The organism is Halobacillus yeomjeoni, assembly GCF_020171525.1.
GTDB classification, from domain to species: domain Bacteria; phylum Bacillota; class Bacilli; order Bacillales; family Halobacillaceae; genus Halobacillus; species Halobacillus yeomjeoni.
The window spans coordinates 257,975-280,578 of record NZ_JAIVAI010000001.1 but is presented as its reverse complement, the minus strand read 5'-3'; the positions used below and the strand labels follow the sequence as shown (position 1 = coordinate 280,578).

Here is a 22,604-nt window from a genome sequence, read left to right as displayed (position 1 = left end):
TCTGTTCATTTATATTACTCTTCACTTAAGTCCAGCACAGACATGAACGCTTCCTGCGGTACTTCAACAGAACCGACCATCTTCATACGCTTTTTACCTTCTTTTTGTTTTTCAAGAAGTTTACGCTTACGGGAAATGTCACCGCCGTAACATTTGGATAGTACGTTTTTACGCATGGCTTTGATTGTACTTCTTGCTACGACTTTATTTCCGATGGCAGCCTGGACAGGGACTTCGAACTGTTGCCTTGGAATCAGCTTTTTAAGCTTTTCAGCAATCAGTTTACCACGTTCGTATGCAAAATCTCGGTGAACGATGAACGACAAGGCATCGATCGTATCTCCATTCAGCAGAATATCCATCTTCACAAGGTTCGACGTACGGTAACCGATCAATTCATAGTCGAATGAAGCATACCCTTTTGTCTGTGACTTCAATGAATCGAAGAAGTCATAAACGATTTCAGAAAGTGGAATTTCATATACGACATTGACCCGGTTGTCATCCATATACTGCATATCCATGAAGTTACCGCGCTTTCTTTGACAAATTTCCATGACAGGGCCGACGTACTCATTCGGAACCATAATTGTCGCTTTTACGAACGGCTCTTGTACTTCTTCAAGTTTTTGGTTTTCCGGCATCATGGATGGGTTGTCGACATTCATCTCTTTACCGTCAGTTGTTTTGACTTTGTAAATAACACTTGGTGCAGTGGTAATCAAATCGATTTTGAACTCACGTTCGATTCTTTCTTGAATGATCTCCATATGGAGCATCCCCAAGAAACCACAGCGGAAGCCGAACCCAAGTGCCTGTGAAGTTTCCGCTTCATATTGAAGGGACGAGTCGTTCAACTCTAAACGCTCCAAAGCGTCTCTTAAATCATTATAATTATTTGCATCTACAGGGTACATCCCGCAGAAAACCATTGGATTCATTTTCTTATAACCAGGCAGAGGTTCTGCTGCCGGATTATTCGCGAGTGTAATCGTATCACCTACACGGGAGTCTCCAATATTTTTTATGGAAGCAGTCAAATAGCCTACATCCCCGACAGTCAATTCCTTAAGCTTTGTCGGAGTCGGGCGGAATACACCGACTTCATTGACTTCAAACTCTTTCCCTGTAGCCATCATACGAATTTTGTCGCCGACTTTGATCGAGCCTTCTCTCACGCATGTATAAGCAACTACACCACGGTATGAATCATATAAGGAATCAAAAATCAATGCTTTCGTCGGATCGTTCACATTTCCGGCTGGAGCAGGAATATCTGTAACAATTCGTTCTAAAATCTCGTCAATACCGACTCCTTCTTTTGCGGAGGCTAGTATCGCATCAGACGCATCAATTCCGATTACATCTTCAATTTCCTGTTTGATACGTTCAGGGTCAGCACCAGGTAAATCAATCTTATTGATGACAGGGATGATTTCCAAATCGTTCTCAAGTGCCAAATATACATTGGCAAGTGTTTGAGCTTCAATTCCCTGTGCAGCATCGACGACCAGAATCGCCCCTTCACAAGCCGCTAAGCTCCGGGACACCTCATATGTAAAATCGACGTGTCCAGGGGTGTCGATCAAGTGAAACGTATAATCTTGTTCATTTTTTGCCTGATAATTCAATTGAACAGCGTTCAGCTTGATTGTAATACCACGTTCCCGCTCTAAATCCATAGCATCCAGGAATTGTTCTTTCATTTCTCTTTGTGTTAAAGCTTTTGTTTTTTCAAGGATACGGTCCGCCAACGTCGATTTCCCATGATCGATATGGGCTATAATCGAGAAGTTACGAACTCTCTCTTGTCTATTTTGACTAGTCAACTTAAATCACTCCTACTGATTTCGACACAATAAGCTAGCCTGATTATAGCAATAGGAGCACTATTATTCAATGTTTAAACCGATAACTGCCTTTGAATTTAACATTCATCCAGCCTGGATCATTTCAGATAGAACCAGAACCACTCCATTGAATGTAAATGCAACTCCTTCTCCCAACCCTCCAGCCAATTCAACGATCCAAGGAAAATCTTCAGAAGCAGGAGGAGGGCTGCAATTCGTTGCTGCCACTCCCTCAGACTTCTCAACAATGTGAACAGGCGTTTCACCCTGTTTTAAATTGTTCTTTTCAATCCCATAAAGAGCTCCGAAGATAAATAAGCTTGCACATACCAAAATGGCCGCTATCCACTTCATAGTTCCCCTCCTAATCTCCTGAGACTTTTTCGGATTGGAAGTAGTATTCACTAAAGACATCGGCGACTACATCCGTCGAACGATACAACTCATCCAGATGATTATAGACACCACCGAATTCTATTAAGATGGAGTTGGGATTCAAATCTTGATTATAAACACCGTCTACTCCGGCGCCTTTTTTCGTAATAACCCCGCGGCTGATCCCCGGATACTTCTCTTCTAAACGCTTATGCATATCTGATGCGAATTTCAAATTCTTTTCATATTGACTGTTTTCAGCACCGATGACGAAAATGATTCTCCCATATTCTTTTCCATTGATCGTAACGGTTGTTTTTTCTTTTGGCAGACTATCCCTGTGCAAATCGAAGAAATAAGATAAGCTGTCATTGCTGCTCATAGCTTCTTTAACCACAGGTCTTATGGCCTCATAGGATTGATAGTGCTTTAATCCCCTCTCTCTTAATAATTCACTGATATTTGTAAAATCCACTGTAGCTCCAATACCCCTCCGCTCTAAATTTTCAGCCAGCCGTTTACCCACTAAAGTGATATTGACCTTACCATCATAGGCTGTACTCTTATCCGGCAGGTGCGGGTAAAAAGATTCTGTGTTATGTGTGTGGTAAATAAATACCTTTTCTTGTCCAGTAGGAGTCTTTGACTCGTCCATTTCCTTCTCTTCTCCCGACTCTGTCTTCCCTTTACTAGCAACTTCAAGCGGAGGTTCGGATTCAATCGGCAAGTTTGTAAAATCCGTGCCTTCACCTGCGATGATGATCTGAGAGTTATATGATGATAAGCCGGGAATTTCACGTCCTAGTAAGCTTCTCGGGTCATTAGGGGTCAAACTCGTAAGCATTTGAAATGATAAATTAGAAAAGGAAGGGAGCCTCTGACCTTCTGGATGAGCAGCTCCGTAAGCTCTATTCTCCATTTCAAAAAGATAAATGAATGAACTCCCTTTCAGCTGGGTGGTCCATTCTTGTATCGTGTTTGAATATAGACGGTAAGTCGTCTTGGCTCCAGTCAAAAGACCGATTCCTATGAACAGAAGTAATAAAAGAACGGCAGCAATTCCTAACCATTGCGTCCAGAGTTTCACTTTATTCTTCGGTTTTCTTTTCCACTTCTGGTTGATGGCCATAAAAAAATCCTCTCCTCATACTGACTCTATCTAGTAAATCGTATGAGAGAGAGAATTTTAATAGAACCACTCTATTCATTCTTCTTTTATATTATAGGTTGGTGCTTATTGGTTATATACGGACGCTTCTGATACATGTATAAAGAGAGTTTTGTAATAGTATAGCTCAAGGTTTTAAGTTCAAGGAGAGCATGTGCTATAGAAAGCGGACGTTCAACTATTTTCTCCTCTACCTTTGGATCGCATCATTTTCCTTTTATTCATCTGGAATAGGATTGAGCTTCTCCGTCTTCCACCCCTGGATGTAACGCCCCATTGATACCTGTCGCAATGACATGCGCCATATCCTTGATAAAATCATCTACTTCTTTCGGCGTGACCATCAAATTATGTCCTAAAGGTGTCAAAACTTCTTTGATCAATTGTTTCTTCTCTGCTTCTTCCAACTGACCGAACATCCCTAATACGGCTTTGCTTTGTTCTTCGTTCGGATGATCTTCTTCTGTCAGCGTTTTTCTCTCAAAAGGATTCATCGCAGGTGACAAGGCATTTGAGGGACGGTCTTTCTCCTTCCATTCTCTGCCGAAATGCTTCAATACATAATCAATTGTATCACTTGTAATCGTTACAGCGTCCACGACTGTAGGTACCCCGATGGAGATGACCGGAATTCCATATGTCTCGCGACTGATTTCTTTTCTTTTGTTTCCTACTCCAGACCCTGGATGAATTCCTGTATCTGATAACTGGATAGTAGCGTTGATACGGTTAATAGACCTGGATGCTAAAGCATCGATGACGATGACGAAATCAGGTTTCGTTTCTTCTATCACTCCATGAACCATGTCGCTCGTCTCGATTCCTGTAACTCCCATAACGCCTGGAGTGAAAGCAGAAACAGGCCGATACCCATCCGCAACTGTCTCTGGATGAAGTTCAAAAAGGTGACTTGTCACCATCACTTTTTCTGTGACCAATGGACCGAGGGCATCCGGAGTGACTCTATGGTTCCCAAGCCCGACAATCAATCCACGTTGTTCATCTTTTACACCTGTATCTTTCAATAGTTCTCTTAATTGGCCGGATATTGTTTTAGCTAAGTTCGCTTGAAGTTTTGTGTCTTGTTTCCGGATAGCTTGTGACTCGATTGTGACGTAGTGTCCCGCTTTTTTACCGATTCGTTCAGCACCGGCTTCGTCTACCGTTACATAAGTGATTTTCATGTCATCTTTTTTATTTTCTACAACCTTTACTCCATCATGATCGGAAGAAGAAGGGTTGTCTCTCACATTCATTTCCTGCGCTTCAAGGGCCAAGTCTGTTCGTGTAGTTATGAAATTTTGCTCGTCCATCAACGTCGACCTCCTTTACCACATTTTTTCCTATGCATCATGAAACTATGCAAAATCAGGGTTTGCTACATATAACTATTGAAAACACCTACGTGCTCTGGTAAAATGTCTCTTGTTCGATATGAATGAGTCTTTTGTTTTTACCTAGGAGGTGAAACTATGCCTAACATTAAATCAGCGAAAAAACGTGTACAAGTTAACGCGGATGCTCGTGCTTTGAATGCAGCTTTCAAATCAGATATGCGTTCAGCAGTAAAGCGTGTTGAAAAGCTTGTATCTCAAAAAGATACTGACAAAGAGAGCGCTCAACAAGCTCTAAAAACAGCTGTCAAGAAAATTGATAAAGCTGTACAACGCGGTGCCCTACACAAAAACAATGGTAACCGTACTAAATCACGCCTAACTAAAAAAGTAAACGCATTATAATTTCTTTTTCGTTATTTATGACCAACAGACGATCCGTTACATAAATGGATCGTTTTTCATGTAAAAAAACCTTCCATCTTTGATGGAAGGTTTTTTTTGAAGGCTGTGTTAATTTTACTGTTCCAAGACTTTTGAGAAAGTGGCAGCTGTTATAACTATTGAAAAAAATCACCAACAATTTTTATGAAAGGTTCGTTTGTGATTGTTTAATGTTTATCAATCGGTATAACAGCATTTCAAATGCTAAAGACTTCTCCATCTTTCCCTGCTTCAACGTATGATCTGTCTCCGCAAGCTGTTCCATAATTTCATTCAGTTCAAGATCTGTAAAATACCGCTCCCTCTTCATCGCCATCTTGATGACATACGGGTGTGCTTTAATGTAGCTCCGCATTTGATTTTGTCCATATCCTTTTTGCTTTAGAACTTTTGCCTGACTGATGATTCTGAACTGGGAAGCTAACAGGGCAGTCAGAGCGATCGGCTCTTCATTCAACTTTTCCAAATCCTTGAACAATCGCACAGCCCTTCCTAAGTCCTTTTCCATGACAGCATCTACCAACTTAAGCCCGGAAGCTTCCGCACTATGAGACAAAAGCTGTTCCGCAAGCTCTTTTGAAACTACGCCTCCTTCTCCAACATTCAAGGCCAGCTTCTCCATTTCTTTTCTTAGAGCCATAAGGTTCGTACCGATTTCATTTGCGAATAATTCATGTATACTTTCGGGAACCGTGATATGTAGTTCGCGGGCTAAAGTTTGAATCCATTTATCGATATCCCATTCTTTCACAGGCTGGCAGGAGATCACTTCTCCTTGTTTCTTTAAACTCTTGAATATTTTCTTGCGCTCGTCCACTTTCTCATAAGGCGCAATCAATACAAGAACAGTGTAATCAGCCGGTTGTTTCACATATTCCAATAATGCATCTACATCGTGTTCAAAAGGAAGTTTATCCGGTTTCCCTTTAAGGAACACTGGATGATAAGCGATCACCACTTTTTTATCACCTAAAAAAGGATATGTTTCTGCATCGGTCACCACGTCTTCGATCGGAACTTCTTCCAGATCGTATTGGGATATATTGAATTCCTGATCTTCTTTATGAAGGTTTTGTTCGATGATTTTATTTTTATTTTCCTGGATTAAGTAGGATTCTTCTCCATATAATAAATATACGTTTGCTTGATTTAGTTTCCCCATTTTTACGTCCCTTTCCAAAATAAAAAAAGAATACAGCGGCCACATCAAATGATATGGTCAGTGTCACTATTTTAGAGTGCTTTTGAATGGATGTCAAAAGCAGTAACACCTCCGCTGTATCAACCATCTATATAAACGCCATTCCAGAAGTCCCGGGTACTTCTGAAGGGGACGATGTTGTTCCCTTGTGTATAGTTTGACCCCTTGTGTGAGAATTATCTGTGACAAGTCTTGCTAGCTGTGGCAATGGTATGAATTAAAAGGAAATTTAATTCCTTGTGCTGTGAATGTAGATTTTTGTATGATAATCGCTTATACTTAGAAATGGATATAGGAGGGGTAACAATGAACGAATTCAAGAAGGATATTCAGTCCAAAACTAATGACGTTATCGACTCTGGTTTAGGGTTTGTATTTTCGTTTGTCTTCTTCTTCGTTATTTTCTTTATCGGAGTTGTATTTTCAGTAATTGGACAATAATTAAAAAATTGCAAGCATGAGAAGACTGCATCTGCAGTCTTTTTTTATTATCTGCTTGCATTATACGGAAGATAACTTGAAAACGTTCCTCCCCTTTCTGAGAATTTATATTGGACAGCTCCGTCTTTTTCGGTTTGGTAAATAAGGACATCCTTTTGTTCCAGCCTGCCGATAACCTCAGGGTGAGGGTGTCCATATCTGTTATTCTTTCCTGCAGAAATCCATGCGTACACAGGGTGGATTTTCTGCATCCATTTTTCAGATGTTGATGTCCTGCTTCCATGATGAGCGACCTTCAAAACATCCACCTGCATCTCCGGATACGCCGTCATAAGATGTTCCTCCACTTGCTTAGAAATATCTCCTGTAAACAACCATCTCAATCCTCCAAACTCAGTATATAACACGACGGAATTGTCATTGGCATCCGAATAATCCATTTCAGGGCTTATGACATCGAAAACTTGACCTCCTATAGACAAACGATCGCCATCCCCTACTCGAAGCACCTTAATTTTTTGGTCAATCACTGGATAGAACTTTCCCACGACGAGTTGGTCAGTTTGAATATTTCTTATGATTGCAGGCACACTTCCGCTGTGATCGGAATCTTGATGGGAAAGAATAATGGCATGCAAGTGCCCAATTCCCCGTGATTTCAAGAAGGGTATGATTACTTTTTCAGCCGTCAGGTCAGCGTTAAAGATGAATGCAGGCGGCCCTGCTGCATCAATCATCACTACACCTTTTCTGAAAGGGAGTTCAATAACAAATGCGTCCCCCTGCCCTACATCGAGCATGGTTATTGTTCCATAAGGAGATAGGTAAGGCTTTAAACTGAAGGCGATAAGTATTGAGACCATATACACCCCCATAAAAAATGCTTTATTCAAATGACACAGTTGCCAAAAACGCATCATGATACAAAACAAACAAAAATAACCGAGGATGTAAGGGGTGCTTAACTCCCCTACAACCCATTGAATATTAATATAGTTACTACAACTTTGCCAAAACTTTAAAACACCTTCATGTAAATCATTTAAATATCCCGACAATACCATGGTGAACGAAGGTACAAATAAGCTTAAACTGAACGTAAATAAGAGGACAGGCATGTAGAAAAACGAGAAATATGGAACCATTATCAGATTTGCAATAAGTGAAGCAGGATTGAATTGAAAAAAGTGATGAAGCTGAATAGGGAGGATAGACAATTGGCTGATTGCACTGATCAGTGCAGACTGGAGCCAGAAATTCTTTTGATTCTTCAATATAGGGAGAGACAATAGAAGGCTGAATGTAACGATAAAAGAGAATTGAAAGCCTATGTGAGTGAATAAAGTTGGGGAATAAAAAAGTAAGCCAAAGGCAATTATTGAAAGAAGGTCTATCGAAGAAATTGTAAGGCGGAGTCGTTTAAGCAAAATAAAACCAAAGACCATTATGCTTGCACGAATAACTGGAGGAGCCGCTCCTGCAAGAAAACAAAATAACGGTATGATGACTAATAGGACTGTCATAGCTTGTTCTTTTGTACCCAGCCCTGAGCGATAGATGAACAAATATATAACACTAACCATCAACCCCACATGAAGGCCCGAGATAGCAAGTAAATGCGACAAATTGAATTCTCTGAACCAGTGGAGGGTCTCTTCATCCAACCATTCCGTCTCACCAAAAATTAAAGCCGCCATCCATGCAAATGCAGCCGGGTCGACATGGGCTTGTGTTTGCTGCATTAGTTTTTCTCTAAAATCATAAGCATGACTAAAGATCGAACTTCCTTGACATTCCAGGGACCTTTCGTTTTTTAAGCGGAGTTGAAAAAAGACTCCACGGTTATTCATATAAGTTTTGAAATTGAACTCCCCTGGATTCCGGGCGTTTTGAAACCGCTCTTTTTCCCCTTCCCACTGACAAGTGGCTCCATGTTTCCAAGTGGCAGGCACGTGATCTTCACTGCTCTTCTTAAAAAAAGTTACATTCATCTTCTCTTTTGTGTTCAGATCCTCGACAACCATATGAACAGACATGGGCGTTTTTTTAAGGGTGGAAATAATTCTTACTGGAGAAGAAGGGATGAGGCTGTCTTCAGAAACAGATTGAAGAGAAGGTGGAGACAGGTGCACATAACCAAATAGGAAAGAGCTGATTATGAAGATCATGAAAATGAAATTCCTGCGAAACATATAGAGCCATATCAGAACAATCAACAAAATGAACGTTAACGAAGTGTTGCTTAAATAAGAGATTACCCCGCCCAACACAAATGAGATGACGGGGATATGTAAGGTTCCTTTAAACATCACCTTTTTTCAGTTAATTGAAAAAGGTGGTCGACTTCTTGCTTCAACTCTTCCAAATCTGGGTCTTCATAACTTTCAAGCTTACTCATGAGCTTGTTCATCAATTGCTGATGCTCAAAATAAATGGGGTCTGATTCAATCGGCACTTTTTTCGTTCTTACTCCTGCTTGTTGCAGCAGCTCGATTGCATAAGGATCATTTTTGTAATCTTCGCTGTAATAAATCGCTTTGATTCCCGCTTGAATGATGGATTTGGTGCAGTGCACACATGGAAAATGTGTGACATAAATTTCTGCTCCATCTGTAGCCACCCCGAACTTCGCACATTGCAGTAATGCATTCATCTCAGCATGTATAGTCCGGACACAATGGCCTCCAACGACATAACATCCTTCGTCTATACAGTGGACACCGCCTGAAACACTTCCATTGTATCCTCCAGCAATCATTCTTTTATCTCTGACGACAACTGCGCCTACGGCTAATCGTTGACATGTACTGCGTGATTTCAAAAGATAACTTTGTGCCATGAAGTATTGATTCCAAGTAATTCGCTCCATTATGTACCCCCTGTATGATTTTTCATTCAGTTTACCCGTAGGTGTGACATCCGTCAAACAGTTACGGAACTCTCACTTTCTCCTTGAACCTTTCCAGCGTCTTTGCACCTATCCCTGTTACTTTCAACAAATCATCAACTTGGATAAAAGGTCCATGTTCCTCTCGATATTGAATAATTGCGTTGGCTTTAGATAACCCAATCCCATCTAAAGACTGAAGTTCTTCTAACGTCGCTTGATTCAACGAAAGTTTTTTATCCGCTTGATGAACTTCCGTTCCATTTTCAGGCAGCTTACTAAGTATGATGATAACCATTTCATCCTGTACTTTTTGAGCTAAATTGACACTAGTCATATCAGCATTTGGTGTCATTCCGCCGGCCATTTCTACGACATCGTGCACGCGCATGGCTTTATTGACGGTATATACACCCGGCTTAACAACCTCCCCTTTCACATCTACTTTCATATCAATTTTAGTCTCCTCTTTTACAGACTCTTCCTGTTGTGGGTAAGAAGTGATTTGGACCGCTGCTTCTTGGTCTTGTGCCTTCACAACATATAGACCTATGCCAACAATGATAAGAAGAAAAATCCAGCCATACCTTCTAATAAATTTCATTTCCCTTGTCCTTCTTTCATATTTACTTTTATTAAGAATACTTATATATAGGTGTTGATACTTTTTGTAGGAGGGATGCAGAATGAAATGGGGGATAATTGGAACGGGGAATATGGGGAGTATGCTTACATCCGCTTTGATCAATAGTGGAGCCATTCATTCCAATCAATTGACGATATTTAACCGAACTGCTGAAAAAGCCGAGAAGCTTGCTGAAACGTTCACAGACCTGAGAACCGCTTCCAGCCTCAAAGAAATACAACAAAAGTCTGACATACTGTTCATTTGTGTCAAACCTCATCATTACTCAGATATCCTGAATGAATTAAAGGACAATTTCACCGAAGGTCAATGCATCGTTTCTATTACCAGTCCTATTTCTGTAGAAGAATTGGAAAAAGCTACGCCGTGTCAAGTTGCAAGAATTGTTCCTTCAATTACAAATCATGCCTTTGCAGGGGTCAGTTTATTTACATTTGGCAGTCGTATATCTGAGCAGTACAAACAAACCCTGAAAAATACTTTCTCATATTTTTCTGAGCCGGTTGAGGTTGAAGAAGCACACATACGTGTGGCATCAGATATTGTATCCTGCGGTCCTGCATTCATCAGTTTCTTATTAAGGAGTTGGATTCAAGCTGCAGAAGATGTGGCTGGAATAAACGAAGACCAGGCGACGAAGCTTACGGAGAACATGATGATTGGTTTAGGCAAACTTTTTGCAAAGAAAATATTCACTTTGGAGGAGTTAATGGCAAAAGTAACAGTAAAAGGAGGAGTGACTGGAGAGGGTTTACAGGCGCTGGAAGACCATACTGGAGAATTATTCCATGAGATGTTCAAAGCTACCCAGCGTAAACATAAAGAAGATAAAGAAAGTATTGACCTGTGAATATGTAATTCGACATTTTAACTCAAATTCCTGCTGATAAAAAACAAAAGGAGTCCCGTCTTACGAGACTCCTCTCCCATATTATTTTTGACAGACAAAAAAGATACGATCTCCAGTACTGGATGACTCCAACGAGAAGTCAGAGCTGATCAGGTTAATATTGAACCCTGCTTCAGAAAGCCATTTCTTCAAAGCATCAATTGTATAGCCTCGTTGAAAATGCTGTTCATCGAAACGCTGGTACTTTTCTCCCTCTTGTACAAAGAAAGTCAAGTCATGAGTGACACTATTTTCTGATTCACCTGGGTCACAAAACCATATATAGGATACATCATCGTAAACTTCTGCAAATGTCTGACCATAGAGATCATGTTGAATGTGTTCTATTGAGTGTACGTCAAATATAAACAAACCCGCATCATTCAAAGTGTTGTAAGCACGACTGAATGCATTCTTTACACTTTCTTCATCTGTCACGTAATTCATGACATCACAATAGCTGATGATACAATCCAGACCCGCAAATCCATCTAAGCGAGTAATGTCCTGATGAATCCACTGTATATCAGCAGCAGGATTTTTTTGCTGAGCAATGGTAAGCATTTCTTCTGACAAGTCTACACCTGTCATTGAAAACCCTTTGCCATCTAACCGATGAGTGATTTCACCGGTACCGCAGCCTGCATCTAATATTGATTTGACATCAGGATTGAAGCGGGAAATCATTTGTCGAGTAAAGGCTACCCATAAATCATAGGGGGCATCAGCCATGAGCTGGTCATAGACCTGAGCCATCAAGCGGTAGCTCATTACCCTTCTAACCCCTCAAGTGCTACAGTGGATGCATCTCCCCACAGTCTTTCGAGGTTATAGTAGTGACGTTCATCTTTATGGAAGATATGACATACAACATCATTCAAGTCGACAAGAATCCATCTTGCCTTCTCGAATCCTTCCATGCGCTTCACTTCCACGCCATTCTCTTCCGCTTGTTGTTTCAACTCTCTTGCAATTGCTTGGACTTGACGTTCATTGGACCCTTCACAAATCAAGAAGTAATCTGCAATCAACGAGACGTCTGCCATATCAAGTACGACTATATCTGAAGCTCGCTTCTCATCACAAGCTTGCGCTGCCAATGTAACTAAATCTTTACTTTCCATAGTGTTCCTCCCTTTTATATCTTTTTCTCTTTTGTATTAGCTTTTGTTAACTCATACGGATAATACAAGTTGTTACACTTACCCTTTTACCACCATAATCATCAACAAAAGCCTTTTGTGGAAAAAGTTATATCATATCATTATATGCATGAAACGTGTCTGGATAAACAGTTCGCTCTTTACTAATTAAAAAAGTGATCGTGTTTTTTAATGCCATGGCACAGGCACGGTCTAAATCGGCTTCTGCTGTTGACCTTACTTCATCCACGCCTGGAAAACTCCGGCCAGGCTCAATGTAATCAGCTAAAAAAACAACTTTATCTAATACACCCATGTGAACTTTTCCAGTTGTATGGAATGCGATAGCGGACAAGACCTCCTGATCCGTCAGACCCAGCTCTCTTTCGAGCATGAGTGCACCCACTGGACCATGCCAAAGTTCATGGTGATAATCCAACAGGTCTTTTGGCAGACGACGGTCATTATGGATCCACCTTTTCATTTCTTCTAAAGGCTTATATTTTGCATAGTCATGGAGGGCTGCAGCTATCTCCGCCTTCTTAACATCCGCTCCGAACCGTTCAGCTAATTCAACCGCAGTATCCACGACACGAACTGTATGTTCATACCTTTGTTCCTTTAAGTAAGGTCGTACATACTCAAGAGCGGTTTCACGATTCAAATCCATAAAGACCACGCTCCTTAATGAAATCATTCACGAGATCTGGCACGAGATAGCGGACGCTCTCATTTCGACCTACCTTCGATCGGATATAAGTCGAAGATATATCCAGCAGAGGGATTTCAACACTTTCCACTGGTATTTCAGGCTTCCATTCATACCCCGGTCTTTTTACCCCAACGAATTTAACGATCCTCTTCAACTCTTCAATTCGATGCCATTTAGGAAGGTGTTCTACCATATCTCCTCCAATAATGAAATAAAATTCATCATCCGCGTAGAGATTATTCAATTCCTTAATCGTATCGATTGTGTAGGAAGTCCCCTTCCGCTTCAACTCGATATCACAAACTTTTAAAAAAGGGTTATTGGCTACAGCTTTTTCCACCATTTCCAACCGGGCTTCCGACGGTACTACAGCCCCTTCTTTGTGAGGAGGATCGTGAGAAGGGATGAACCACACTTCATCTAGTCTCATTTGGTCACGGACAAACTCTGCCATGACTAGGTGACCCTGATGCGGGGGATCGAACGTCCCGCCAAGAATTCCTATTCGTTTCATTTCAGGTCTCCTTTATGGTAATTCGATATTTTTATTCTCCATTGATTCTTTATAAAGGATGATCGTGTTTCCAATGACCTGAACGATATGGGCATCTGTGGCTTCTTGAATTTCCCGGGCCACTACATTGTTGTCTTCAAAACAATTTTGAAGGACACTTACTTTAATCAGCTCTCTCTTTTCCAGAGCTTCATTGATCTGCTTAGTCATATTTTCATTCACACCAGCTTTACCAACCTGGAAAATTGGCTGAATATGGTGTGATTCAGCACGTAAATGCTTTTTTTGTTTACTTGTTAACATTCTATACCCCTTTCAATTTCTCTTCGAACTTACTTAATAACGGCTCTGCCTCCGGTTTGGTCTGTGTCCATATTTTAAAAGCGTATACGGCCTGTTGCAATAACATTTCATGACCAAAGTGAAGGGAAGCTCCATGTTTTTGAGCCGTTTTTAGAAATTTAGTTTTAATCGGTCGGTAGACGATGTCGCACACGACCGCTCCCTCTTTCAAATCTTTTATCGGCACGACTACATTCGTGTCGGGACTCATTCCTACTGTTGTAGTTTGAATGATGAGGTCATAATCGACCATCCGTTCTGACGCTTGATGAAGATCGAGAGCATTGGACTGGATGGTCACCGGCCTGTCTTGAATGATTTCTTCTGCTCTCTCGATCGTACGGTTCGCCAAGTCAACCCTCTGTAAAGAAGTATCAGCTAGTGCATGATAGATGCCTCTAGCTGCTCCTCCGCTTCCTAATATCAGTGCTTTGTTTCCATACTTTGTGCTCTCTGGATATCTATGGATCAAAGAATCCACAAATCCTAATCCATCCGTGTTGTAACCAATCCACTGATCTCCCTTACATTTCACCGTATTTACTGCTCCCAACGCTCGGGCACTTTCATCGATTTCATCCAGGTAGGGAATGATTTTTTCCTTATATGGAACTGTGACGTTAAAACCGTCCAACCGGCTGTTTTTTAAGGACTTTATTTCCTGATTGAAGTTCTCAGGTTGAATCTCGAACAATTCATAGGATCCTTTGACATTTTGCTGTGCCATCAATTGTTCATGAATCCATGGAGATAATGAGTGCTGGATAGGATAGCCTATCAAACCGAGTTTTAACAAAGTGCTCCCTCCTAAATCAATGATTCACGTAAAGAAACCTTTACTCCTTCAGGCACATAGGCCGTAACAGTGATGTCTCCTTCTGGTACAGTCACCCAGCCCAAGCCGGAAAAGACAATATCCGTTTTATCATCCTTGATCTTAAAGGTCTGCGCTTTTAATGGAGGCAGTTTTTCAAGTGTTTCCTCATTAGGAGGTGTAAGCAGTTCACCTAAATGGTTTTCATATAAATCGTCTGCTTTTTCAAGTTTCGTACGGTGGATATTCATTTCATTTGAAAAATGACAGATGAATGAGCTTCGCTCTCCACTATCGAAATCAAGGCGTGCCAAACCTCCAAAGAATAATGTTTGTTGATCATTCAATTGATAGACTTTCGGCTTGATTTCTTTTCTAGGGGTAATAACCTTCAGGTCCTGATCAGACACATAGTGTGCCATCTGGTGACGCTGGATCACCCCGGGAGTATCGTATAGGGAAGTGTTCTCATCCAGAGGAATATCAATGAAACCTAAAGTCGTTCCTGGGAAGTAGGAAGTAGTAATCGCATCTTTCACTCCAGAAGTGTTATTGATCAATGTATTGATAAATGTCGACTTCCCGACATTCGTCGTTCCTACAACATAGACATCCCGGCCTTTACGCTGTTGGTCGATAGCTTTTGAGAGCTCTTCAATTCCCTGGTTTTTCTCAGCAGAAATTAAGTAAACATCCTCTACTTTCAACCCTTGTTCTTTAGCAGCTTTTTTCAACCATAACTTCACTTTACCAGGATTTACAGACTTCGGAAGAACATCCATTTTGTTTCCTACGAGGATGACGGGGTTATTTCCTGTCAATCGGCGTACTCCTGATATGAAGCTCCCATTAAAATCAAAAATATCCACCAGCTGAACAATTAACCCTTCATTACTGCTGATTTGATTCAACATTTCCAGAAAGTCATCGTCGTGAAAGGGAACATCCTGCACTTCGTTATAATGCTTCAGCCTGAAGCATCTTTTACAAATGACTTCCTCTCTCTCCAAAGCGGACTCAGGTGCATACCCGGGTTGTTTCGGGTCCTTCGTTTGAATATCTGCTCCACACCCTTGGCATTGGATATCAATCATGACTGGTCTCTCCTCTCCCACGTAATTTTCCCTTTACGTCTCATCCAATTTAATATTCTCCGTTCAATTTTACGGTTGATTCTCGTGAAAAAGCCATCCGTCTCAACGATAGGGACGACTAAAATGGTGTGAAAGCCGGCAAGGTTTCCTCCTAACACATCTGTCAGAAGCTGATCCCCTATGACGACCATTTCATCCTTTTTCAAGTCCATCTGTCTTTGTGCTTTTTTAAACGCGTGTGACAAAGGTTTTCTTGCGCTATATATAAAGTCTGCGTTCAATGGATCTGAAAAAAGTTTTACACGGTCTTCATTATTATTAGAAGTAATCGTCACTTGGATACCATGATCATTCATAGCTTTAAACCAATCTTTGATTTCATCTGTGGCATCTGGAACATCCCAGGCAACGAGAGTATTATCTAAATCCGTTATGATCCCTTTGACGCCTTTCTCTTTTAAATGGTTCGGATCTATTTCAAGAACGCTTGAAAAATGTTCATTCGGTAAAAAATTATTCAACATCGCAATCACTCCATCTCCTACACAACGGCAAAATCTCCTTACTCATCATAAACAAAATCCTTTCATGTTTCAAAATGAATTTACAAAGAACAAAAATCGTTCGACAATTACTGACACACGCAGCCTGTGGATAAGTTTATACACAATTTCCACACGACAACTCCTTTGTTATCACTCAAATGAATGGAAGTTATTAAAACTTATCTACATTTTGCTGTAGATAACTGGTATATTGTGGGTATTCGAACCTCGTGGTAAGGTAAATATAGCTTAAAAACGTCATATACCTGCAATAAAGATCTAACGGGAGGTGGCTGTCACATGAGTGACAGAGGTATGAAACAACTTTCTGATTCCCTGTTAATACAATCTTACCACAAAGCTCTTGAACTCAATCTTTCTGATGAATTCATCAACCAAATCACACAAGAAATAAGAAACCGTTCGATTCAGCATTTATTAGACAAGTATGTCACTCACGTGGGGTGAACAATTCCTCACCCAACAAAATCAGACAATACTATACATAAAAAGACTCGCTGCCTTAGAACAGCGAGTTTTTTTATGGTACTCTTATTTAGGCTGATTTTGTGTCTCTACTTATATAGTGGGGAATACTTAATAGAAGTTCAATCCATTACATTCAGTATTCGACAGTTGAATATTCATCGTATTTTTGATTACAATTGAGTGAATGGACTGGTTTGTGTACTATCATATAGATATTTGAAACTTTTTGTCGAGGGAGGAAAATACCACATGTTGGTGGCTGTATTATTGCCTTTTATTCTTGCACTATTCATTCCACTCCTTAGCAAGTGGAAAAATAAACTGCATACGGGGTATTTCGTTACGATCGTCCCTGTTATCATTTTCATTTATTTCATCCGTTTTATCGGGGCAGGTTTCGAACCTGTGACGAGAGAGTATTCGTGGATTCCTTCATTGGACATGAATATCGTCTTCTATTTGGATGGTCTCAGCTTATTATTCGTACTATTGATAAGCGGGATCGGTGCCCTGGTTGCATTTTATTCGATTTTCTATCTACATAAATCGGAGCAACTGGGAAATTTTTATGTATACTTCCTACTGTTCATGGGTTCTATGCTTGGAGTTGTTTTATCGGACAACGTATTCGTCCTTTATAGTTTTTGGGAGTTTACATCCCTATCCTCTTTCTTACTGATCGGTTTCTGGAACCATAAGAAAGCGTCCAGGTATGGGGCATTAAAGTCCATGTTGATTACGGTCTTTGGTGGATTGAGCCTCCTTGGAGCTCTAGTATTCATGAGTAATTTGACCAATACGGCAAGTATTCAAGGAATGATAGATCAGCAGCAGCTGATTTTAAATCATGAATACTTCCCATTGATTTTATGTCTGCTCTTATTAGGTGCCTTTACTAAATCAGCACAATTCCCATTCCATATTTGGCTGCCGGATGCAATGGAAGCACCTACACCTGTAAGTGCCTATCTGCACTCTGCAACAATGGTAAAAGCGGGAATTTATTTAGTGGCCAGATATTCCCCTATGTTATCCTCAAATGATTGGTTCTTTATTATCGTATCAACATTCGGGATTATCACTTTATGCTGGGGCTCGTATATGGCTGTCCGTCAAACGGACTTGAAAGGTATTTTAGCCTTTTCTACCATCAGTCAACTTGGAATGATTATGTCCATGTTAGGATTCGGTACGAAAATGGCTGTATTTGCAGCTGTATTCCACATCTTGAACCACGCAACCTTCAAAGGAAGCTTGTTCATGGTGGCAGGTATTGTCGATCATGAAACCGGAAGCCGTGATATACGAAAACTGGGCGGTTTAATGACTTACCTGCCGATTACGGCTACATTAGCAGTCCTGGCGTCGTTCTCCATGGCAGGAGTACCACTTCCATTCTTGAATGGGTTTTACAGTAAGGAGCTGTTCTTCGATGCTTCCTTACATTTGAAAGTTACACCTGAAGGATTCAAAGAGCTGTTACAGATGGCAATGCCTTATTTAGCGGTCTTCGGAAGTATATTCACTTTTGTATATTCCATGTATTTCTTCTTTGGAACATTCCGTGGGAAAGCCAATATTGAAGAACTACCTAAGAAGCCGCACGAAGCACCATTCGGTATGCTCGTATCTCCTATCATCTTAGTTTTAGGAGTTATCGTGATCGGTTTGTTCCCTCATTTGATAAATGAACCGTTCATCGCTCATGCCGCGCATGCCGTCAAAGGTGTAGAGTTTGAAAAGCACATCAAGTTCTGGCATGGAATTACACCGCCGTTAATTATGTCACTCACGGTCGTTGTTTTCGGTACCATCCTGGTTCTTACGCGAAAAATCTGGCAGCCTGTTTACCGCTTCATCCCTGGAGTGCTGAGTATGAACAAGTTTTATGATGGAACTGTCGATCGTGTAGAACGATATTCTGGTAAGATTACCAACGGTTATATGAATGGTTCGCTGGGTCGCTATGTACGATTGATCCTGGCCGCTATTCTCGTAACTACCTTTGCCTTCATGGCGGTTACAGGTGGATTCACCATTGACACTAGTAATTTAGCGGACCTTTCACTTCCTGGAATTTCGGTTGCTGTCATGATGGTCATCGCAGCTGTCGGAACCATCATTACAAATAACCGTATAACAGCGATATTGATTCTTGGTGTCGTAGGTTACGGCCTGTCTATGTTGTTCGTCTTGTTCAGAGCACCTGACTTGGCTTTGACACAATTGATCATAGAAACCGTTACTGTCGCCTTATTCCTTTTGGTGTTCTACCACCTGCCAAAGTTAAGGAAGAAAGAAGAATCGGCCAGCACCCGCGTACTGAATATAGTCATTTCAGTAGGCTTCGGTGCCATGATGACGATGATCGCCATCTCTGCTCACAGTAGTAAGTGGTTTGATTCAATCGCTGGTTACTTTATTGAGAAATCCCACTCCTTGGGCGGTGGTGACAACGTCGTCAACGTCATTTTAGTAGACTTCCGTGGACTGGATACATTGTTCGAAATCGTCGTATTAGGAATTGCAGCAATGGCGATCTTCGGTATGATCCGTCTGCGTGGAAATAAGGAGGAGGATTAAATAATGGAATTTATCATGGCCATTCTTGCTGGTATTTTATTTACTACAGGAATCTATAACCTCCTTCAAAAACAGATGCTTCGCATCATTATCGGTACAGGGCTCATCTCTCACGGGGCACACCTTTTCATCCTTACAATGGGTGAATTGAAGACGGGAGAAAGAGGAGCCCCTCCGATCTTGACTGAAGGGGTTGAAAGTTACACTGACCCGCTTCCACAAGCATTGATTCTGACATCTATTGTTATCAGTTTCGGTGTCACAAGTTTACTGCTTGTATTAGCGTACCGTGCATCAAAAATCAACGGGACAGATAATATGGAGCAATTGAGAGGTAACGATTATGAGTAATTTAGCAGTACTACCCATCATATTACCGCTACTTGCTGGAATACTGGTAGCTTTCATCCACAAGAAAAAAACAATGGTGAGAATCACATCTCAAATCATTGCGGTCGTCAATTTGATCGTAATCGGCTGGATATTTATCCAAGTACGTCAAAATGGGAGCTTGGTATTGGAGACCGGTGACTGGGCAGCTCCATACGGTATCATCATTGTCGGAGATCTGCTGGCGATGACACTGGTCCTTACTACGAATATCGTAGCAGTCGCGAGTGTGTTTTTCGCTCCGAAATCACTGAGTGAACAACAGGAGACTTACTATTTCTACAGCTTTTTCTTCATGTTGATTGCAGGAGTAAGTGGAGCTTTCCTGACTGGTGACATGTTTAACTTATTCGTATTTTTTGAAGTACTATTGATGGCTTCCTATGGACTGATTGTGCTCGGTAATGGTAAAGCTCAGCTAAGAGAATCGTTGAAGTACGTTTTGATCAACTTATTCTCTTCCATGCTTTTTGTAACCACGATTGCATTTCTTTACTCGATTGTCGGTACAGTAAACATGGCACAAATCGCTGAGAGGGTAAAAGAAGTCGAGCAGCAGGGGATACTGACGACCATCGGCATCCTGTTCTTTTTCGTTTTTGCAACGAAAGCGGCTGTTTTTCCGCTTTACTATTGGCTTCCACGCCCTTATATTTCTCCAAACCCGGTCGTATCGGCTTTGTTTGGGGCTTTACTGACGAAAGTAGGAATCTATTCGATTCTTCGCACATTCACTTTGATTTTCAATCAAGAAGTAGAAATGACGCATACCCTTTTCATTTACCTGGCAGCATTCACGATGTTATTCGGTGTGATTGGGGCTTTATCAACAAACAACGTCAAGCTGGTGATTGCATATAACATCATTCCAGCTGTCGGATTCATGCTTATGGGGATAGGAATATTCACTGAGGTCTCCATCAGTGGTACGATTTACTACCTTGTTCACGATATGATCATAAAAGGTGTACTTTTCTTACTGATCGGAGCTATCGTCTATGCAGCAGGTACATCTGATTTAAGAAAAATGGGAGGACTCATCCACCATTACCCTGTATTGGGATGGCTGTTTTTCTTAGCCACATTGGTTCTTGCCGGTATACCACCGTTCAGTGGTTTCATCGGGAAGCTGCAACTATTACGTGGCGGTCTGGCTGAAGAAGAGATCATGATTGTCATCGTAGCCCTGATATCAAGCCTGTTGATTTTGTTCTCAATGATACGAATCTTCATCAGAGGATTCTGGGGTGAGGAAAGAGAACTTGAACATCCTGAACGAAAGTCGAAAGCAGCCAGAATGGTTTGGCCGGCAGCAGGATTACTGGCACTTTCCATCCTGCTGGGTGTAGGAGCCGAATGGTTTTATCCTTCCATCGAATCCATAGCAGAATATTTGATGGACCCGGAAATCTACATCGATTCTGTATTAAAGGAGTAGAAGCTGATGCCATTTCAAATTGTAATTAACATTTTTATCGCCATCATGTGGATGTTCCTTAGTGAAAGCTATGAATTCTCAACATTCTTTGTAGGTTACCTGCTGGGTATCGGATTACTTTTCGTTCTTCAAAGATTCATCCCTGATTCCTTCTACATGAGGCGTGTATTTAAATTTATCAAACTGATTCTTTTATTCATCAGAGAATTGATCTTATCGAACATTGATATCGTTAAGCTTGTGTACAAGCCTAAATTGGATATCGAACCTGGTATATTTACTTTGCCGACTGAGTTGAAAAGCAACTTTGAGATTACCTTACTTGCAAATCTCATTACATTGACCCCTGGGACGTTATCCATCGCTGTCAGCGAAGATCACACGAAGATCTATATACATGCCATGGATATCCCTGATGTTGAACAGTCGATCAATGACATTAAAGAAACGTTTGAGAAAGCGATTATGGAGGTGACGAGATAATGGAGCAGATGTTGAACTTCACTCAATCATTAATCGAATGGACGACTCTGATTTCCATTTTAGGAATCTCCATCTCTATTATCATTCTTCTCTATCGAGCGATCAAAGGTCCTTCAAACCCTGACCGTGCTGTATCGCTTGATATTATCGGTATCAATGTCATGGCATTAGCAGGATTAATCGCCATCATGCTAGTGACGACAAAATTCAACGATGTCATCTTGCTTATCGGTATCTTGTTATTCATCGGTACCGTAGCCTTGGCGAAATTCTTAGAAAAGGGTGTTATTATTGACCGGGACATGGATTAATCTAGTACTGGACATCATCATATGCCTATCCTTGCTGGTAGGAACCTTTTTCATCGTTTCAGGGTCTCTCGGTATTTTACGCTTTCCTGATGTTTATACGAGATTACATGCTGCCACAAAGAGTTCTACGCTTGGAGTAGCAGGTATCATGATCGGTGCTTTCCTTTTTCTCTATATCGAGCATGATATTGTCAGCGGCAAGTTGTTATTGAGCATATTGTTTGTGCTTTTGACAGCTCCTGTCTCTGGTCATATGATTGCACGAGCAGCATATCGCAGCGGTGTTCCTCTATGGGGCGAAAGCGTAAAAGATGATTATGCCACCGCCTTGAAAGCTGAGGAAAAAAATCAAAAAATGAAGTAAAGAGTAAGCGTGACTTCCTATTCAGGAAGCCACGCTTTTTTTACGGTCGTTTGTTCATATTTAGTAATGTTATGTACAAATTTAGACGATCAACACAAAAACTCCCGCTCAATAAAATTTCGACAAGCCTTATTAGCTGCAGACAAGC

At 41.0% G+C, this 22,604-nt stretch carries 26 protein-coding genes; 10 read left to right on the top strand and 16 right to left on the bottom strand.

Features of this window, described 5'->3' with window-relative positions:
- Positions 1-14: 14 nt before the first annotated feature.
- The 4 genes from lepA to gpr form a co-directional block, all read right to left on the bottom strand.
- Positions 15-1,829 (bottom strand): translation elongation factor 4, encoded by a 1,815-nt coding sequence (lepA, locus tag LCL89_RS01385; protein ID WP_224807296.1) that lies wholly within the window; start codon positions 1,827-1,829, stop codon positions 15-17.
- Between the two features lie 105 nt (positions 1,830-1,934).
- On the bottom strand, positions 1,935-2,204 hold the full coding sequence (locus LCL89_RS01380; protein WP_197316510.1) for a hypothetical protein: 270 nt from the start codon (positions 2,202-2,204) through the stop codon (positions 1,935-1,937).
- 10 nt (positions 2,205-2,214) lie between these two features.
- Positions 2,215-3,354, bottom strand: coding sequence for a stage II sporulation protein P (spoIIP, locus tag LCL89_RS01375; RefSeq protein WP_224807292.1), 1,140 nt, complete (start codon positions 3,352-3,354; stop codon positions 2,215-2,217).
- A 260-nt stretch (positions 3,355-3,614) separates the two neighbouring features.
- Positions 3,615-4,706 carry a GPR endopeptidase gene (gene gpr, locus LCL89_RS01370; protein WP_197316512.1) on the bottom strand — a complete coding sequence of 364 codons (1,092 nt, stop codon included), beginning with the start codon at positions 4,704-4,706 and terminating at the stop codon, positions 3,615-3,617.
- Between the two features lie 159 nt (positions 4,707-4,865).
- Between gpr and rpsT the strand changes: the two genes are divergently transcribed.
- Complete coding sequence (rpsT, locus tag LCL89_RS01365; RefSeq protein WP_197316513.1) at positions 4,866-5,132, top strand: 30S ribosomal protein S20; 267 nt, start codon at positions 4,866-4,868, stop codon at positions 5,130-5,132.
- A gap of 181 nt (positions 5,133-5,313) precedes the next feature.
- Here rpsT and holA read toward each other — a convergent pair whose 3' ends face one another.
- Positions 5,314-6,333 (bottom strand): DNA polymerase III subunit delta, encoded by a 1,020-nt coding sequence (holA, locus tag LCL89_RS01360; RefSeq protein WP_224807290.1) that lies wholly within the window; start codon positions 6,331-6,333, stop codon positions 5,314-5,316.
- 345 nt (positions 6,334-6,678) lie between these two features.
- Between holA and LCL89_RS01355 the strand changes: the two genes are divergently transcribed.
- Complete coding sequence (locus LCL89_RS01355; RefSeq protein ID WP_079479604.1) at positions 6,679-6,813, top strand: YqzM family protein; 135 nt, start codon at positions 6,679-6,681, stop codon at positions 6,811-6,813.
- Positions 6,814-6,860: 47 nt separating this feature from the next.
- On the opposite strand, the gene LCL89_RS01350 is transcribed toward LCL89_RS01355, so the two are convergent.
- From LCL89_RS01350 to LCL89_RS01340, 3 genes are all read right to left on the bottom strand, one after another.
- Positions 6,861-9,122, bottom strand: a complete 2,262-nt coding sequence (locus tag LCL89_RS01350; protein ID WP_224807288.1) for a DNA internalization-related competence protein ComEC/Rec2 — start codon at positions 9,120-9,122, stop codon at positions 6,861-6,863.
- Positions 9,122-9,682, bottom strand: a complete 561-nt coding sequence (locus LCL89_RS01345; RefSeq protein ID WP_197316516.1) for a ComE operon protein 2 — start codon at positions 9,680-9,682, stop codon at positions 9,122-9,124. The genes LCL89_RS01350 and LCL89_RS01345 overlap by 1 nt, the downstream gene beginning before the upstream one ends.
- Before the next feature lie 61 nt (positions 9,683-9,743).
- Positions 9,744-10,304 carry a helix-hairpin-helix domain-containing protein gene (locus tag LCL89_RS01340; protein ID WP_224807286.1) on the bottom strand — a complete coding sequence of 187 codons (561 nt, stop codon included), beginning with the start codon at positions 10,302-10,304 and terminating at the stop codon, positions 9,744-9,746.
- Positions 10,305-10,386: 82 nt separating this feature from the next.
- Between LCL89_RS01340 and comER the strand changes: the two genes are divergently transcribed.
- Positions 10,387-11,196, top strand: coding sequence for a late competence protein ComER (gene comER / locus LCL89_RS01335; RefSeq protein WP_224807284.1), 810 nt, complete (start codon positions 10,387-10,389; stop codon positions 11,194-11,196).
- Positions 11,197-11,277: 81 nt separating this feature from the next.
- Here the strand turns inward: comER and LCL89_RS01330 are convergent, their stop codons facing one another.
- The 8 genes from LCL89_RS01330 to LCL89_RS01295 all read right to left on the bottom strand — a co-directional run bounded on the left by LCL89_RS01330 (position 11,278) and on the right by LCL89_RS01295 (position 16,377).
- Positions 11,278-12,006 carry a class I SAM-dependent DNA methyltransferase gene (locus LCL89_RS01330; protein WP_224807282.1) on the bottom strand — a complete coding sequence of 243 codons (729 nt, stop codon included), beginning with the start codon at positions 12,004-12,006 and terminating at the stop codon, positions 11,278-11,280.
- Positions 12,006-12,359: a ribosome silencing factor gene (gene rsfS / locus LCL89_RS01325; protein ID WP_197316520.1), complete on the bottom strand. Its 354-nt coding sequence runs from the start codon at positions 12,357-12,359 to the stop codon at positions 12,006-12,008. The genes LCL89_RS01330 and rsfS overlap by 1 nt, the downstream gene beginning before the upstream one ends.
- A 127-nt stretch (positions 12,360-12,486) precedes the next feature.
- Positions 12,487-13,041, bottom strand: a complete 555-nt coding sequence (yqeK, locus tag LCL89_RS01320; protein ID WP_197316837.1) for a bis(5'-nucleosyl)-tetraphosphatase (symmetrical) YqeK — start codon at positions 13,039-13,041, stop codon at positions 12,487-12,489.
- On the bottom strand, positions 13,031-13,603 hold the full coding sequence (locus LCL89_RS01315; protein WP_224807280.1) for a nicotinate-nucleotide adenylyltransferase: 573 nt from the start codon (positions 13,601-13,603) through the stop codon (positions 13,031-13,033). The genes yqeK and LCL89_RS01315 overlap by 11 nt, the downstream gene beginning before the upstream one ends.
- A gap of 12 nt (positions 13,604-13,615) precedes the next feature.
- A complete protein-coding gene (yhbY, locus tag LCL89_RS01310) occupies positions 13,616-13,906 on the bottom strand; it encodes a ribosome assembly RNA-binding protein YhbY (protein WP_197316522.1) in 291 nt (96 codons plus the stop codon).
- A 1-nt stretch (position 13,907) separates the two neighbouring features.
- Positions 13,908-14,741 carry a shikimate dehydrogenase gene (gene aroE, locus LCL89_RS01305; RefSeq protein WP_224807278.1) on the bottom strand — a complete coding sequence of 278 codons (834 nt, stop codon included), beginning with the start codon at positions 14,739-14,741 and terminating at the stop codon, positions 13,908-13,910.
- Between the two features lie 11 nt (positions 14,742-14,752).
- A complete protein-coding gene (gene yqeH / locus LCL89_RS01300) occupies positions 14,753-15,853 on the bottom strand; it encodes a ribosome biogenesis GTPase YqeH (protein WP_224807276.1) in 1,101 nt (366 codons plus the stop codon).
- Positions 15,850-16,377, bottom strand: coding sequence for a YqeG family HAD IIIA-type phosphatase (locus tag LCL89_RS01295; protein ID WP_197316525.1), 528 nt, complete (start codon positions 16,375-16,377; stop codon positions 15,850-15,852). The genes yqeH and LCL89_RS01295 overlap by 4 nt, the downstream gene beginning before the upstream one ends.
- 321 nt (positions 16,378-16,698) lie before the next feature.
- Between LCL89_RS01295 and sda the strand changes: the two genes are divergently transcribed.
- The 7 genes from sda (at position 16,699) to mnhG (ending at position 22,456) form a co-directional block, all read left to right on the top strand.
- Positions 16,699-16,866 (top strand): sporulation histidine kinase inhibitor Sda, encoded by a 168-nt coding sequence (gene sda / locus LCL89_RS01290; RefSeq protein ID WP_404813381.1) that lies wholly within the window; start codon positions 16,699-16,701, stop codon positions 16,864-16,866.
- Positions 16,867-17,136: 270 nt separating this feature from the next.
- Entirely contained in the window at positions 17,137-19,470 is a 2,334-nt protein-coding gene (locus LCL89_RS01285; RefSeq protein WP_224807274.1) for a Na+/H+ antiporter subunit A, read from the top strand.
- Between the two features lie 3 nt (positions 19,471-19,473).
- On the top strand, positions 19,474-19,821 hold the full coding sequence (locus LCL89_RS01280) for a Na(+)/H(+) antiporter subunit C (RefSeq protein WP_197316527.1): 348 nt from the start codon (positions 19,474-19,476) through the stop codon (positions 19,819-19,821).
- Positions 19,814-21,298 carry a Na+/H+ antiporter subunit D gene (locus tag LCL89_RS01275; RefSeq protein WP_224807273.1) on the top strand — a complete coding sequence of 495 codons (1,485 nt, stop codon included), beginning with the start codon at positions 19,814-19,816 and terminating at the stop codon, positions 21,296-21,298. Before LCL89_RS01280 ends, LCL89_RS01275 begins: the two co-directional genes overlap by 8 nt.
- A 6-nt stretch (positions 21,299-21,304) precedes the next feature.
- A complete protein-coding gene (locus LCL89_RS01270; protein ID WP_197316529.1) occupies positions 21,305-21,781 on the top strand; it encodes a Na+/H+ antiporter subunit E in 477 nt (158 codons plus the stop codon).
- Between the two features lie 8 nt (positions 21,782-21,789).
- Positions 21,790-22,092 (top strand): monovalent cation/H+ antiporter complex subunit F, encoded by a 303-nt coding sequence (locus tag LCL89_RS01265; RefSeq protein WP_404813410.1) that lies wholly within the window; start codon positions 21,790-21,792, stop codon positions 22,090-22,092.
- Entirely contained in the window at positions 22,073-22,456 is a 384-nt protein-coding gene (gene mnhG, locus LCL89_RS01260) for a monovalent cation/H(+) antiporter subunit G (protein ID WP_197316531.1), read from the top strand. Before LCL89_RS01265 ends, mnhG begins: the two co-directional genes overlap by 20 nt.
- The last annotated feature ends 148 nt before the right edge of the window (positions 22,457-22,604 follow it).

Bases quoted from the DNA above. Each gene is read 5' to 3' on its own strand.
- LCL89_RS01275 (WP_224807273.1), top strand. From the start codon at position 19,814: ATGAGTAATTTAGCAGTACTACCCATCATATTACCGCTACTTGCTGGA.
- LCL89_RS01265 (WP_404813410.1), top strand. From the start codon at position 21,790: ATGTTGAACTTCACTCAATCATTAATCGAATGGACGACTCTGATTTCC.
- LCL89_RS01280 (WP_197316527.1), top strand. From the start codon at position 19,474: ATGGAATTTATCATGGCCATTCTTGCTGGTATTTTATTTACTACAGGA.
- LCL89_RS01340 (WP_224807286.1), bottom strand. From the start codon at position 10,304: ATGAAATTTATTAGAAGGTATGGCTGGATTTTTCTTCTTATCATTGTT.
- LCL89_RS01380 (WP_197316510.1), bottom strand. From the start codon at position 2,204: ATGAAGTGGATAGCGGCCATTTTGGTATGTGCAAGCTTATTTATCTTC.
- rpsT (WP_197316513.1), top strand. From the start codon at position 4,866: ATGCCTAACATTAAATCAGCGAAAAAACGTGTACAAGTTAACGCGGAT.
- holA (WP_224807290.1), bottom strand. From the start codon at position 6,333: ATGGGGAAACTAAATCAAGCAAACGTATATTTATTATATGGAGAAGAA.
- LCL89_RS01285 (WP_224807274.1), top strand. From the start codon at position 17,137: ATGTTGGTGGCTGTATTATTGCCTTTTATTCTTGCACTATTCATTCCA.
- rsfS (WP_197316520.1), bottom strand. From the start codon at position 12,359: ATGGAAAGTAAAGATTTAGTTACATTGGCAGCGCAAGCTTGTGATGAG.
- sda (WP_404813381.1), top strand. From the start codon at position 16,699: ATGAGTGACAGAGGTATGAAACAACTTTCTGATTCCCTGTTAATACAA.
- LCL89_RS01295 (WP_197316525.1), bottom strand. From the start codon at position 16,377: ATGTTGAATAATTTTTTACCGAATGAACATTTTTCAAGCGTTCTTGAA.
- LCL89_RS01330 (WP_224807282.1), bottom strand. From the start codon at position 12,006: ATGAGCTACCGCTTGATGGCTCAGGTCTATGACCAGCTCATGGCTGAT.
- comER (WP_224807284.1), top strand. From the start codon at position 10,387: ATGAAATGGGGGATAATTGGAACGGGGAATATGGGGAGTATGCTTACA.
- spoIIP (WP_224807292.1), bottom strand. From the start codon at position 3,354: ATGGCCATCAACCAGAAGTGGAAAAGAAAACCGAAGAATAAAGTGAAA.
- LCL89_RS01350 (WP_224807288.1), bottom strand. From the start codon at position 9,122: ATGTTTAAAGGAACCTTACATATCCCCGTCATCTCATTTGTGTTGGGC.
- yqeH (WP_224807276.1), bottom strand. From the start codon at position 15,853: ATGATTGATATCCAATGCCAAGGGTGTGGAGCAGATATTCAAACGAAG.
- LCL89_RS01345 (WP_197316516.1), bottom strand. From the start codon at position 9,682: ATGGAGCGAATTACTTGGAATCAATACTTCATGGCACAAAGTTATCTT.
- gpr (WP_197316512.1), bottom strand. From the start codon at position 4,706: ATGGACGAGCAAAATTTCATAACTACACGAACAGACTTGGCCCTTGAA.
- LCL89_RS01355 (WP_079479604.1), top strand. From the start codon at position 6,679: ATGAACGAATTCAAGAAGGATATTCAGTCCAAAACTAATGACGTTATC.
- LCL89_RS01315 (WP_224807280.1), bottom strand. From the start codon at position 13,603: ATGAAACGAATAGGAATTCTTGGCGGGACGTTCGATCCCCCGCATCAG.
- LCL89_RS01270 (WP_197316529.1), top strand. From the start codon at position 21,305: ATGCCATTTCAAATTGTAATTAACATTTTTATCGCCATCATGTGGATG.
- yhbY (WP_197316522.1), bottom strand. From the start codon at position 13,906: ATGTTAACAAGTAAACAAAAAAAGCATTTACGTGCTGAATCACACCAT.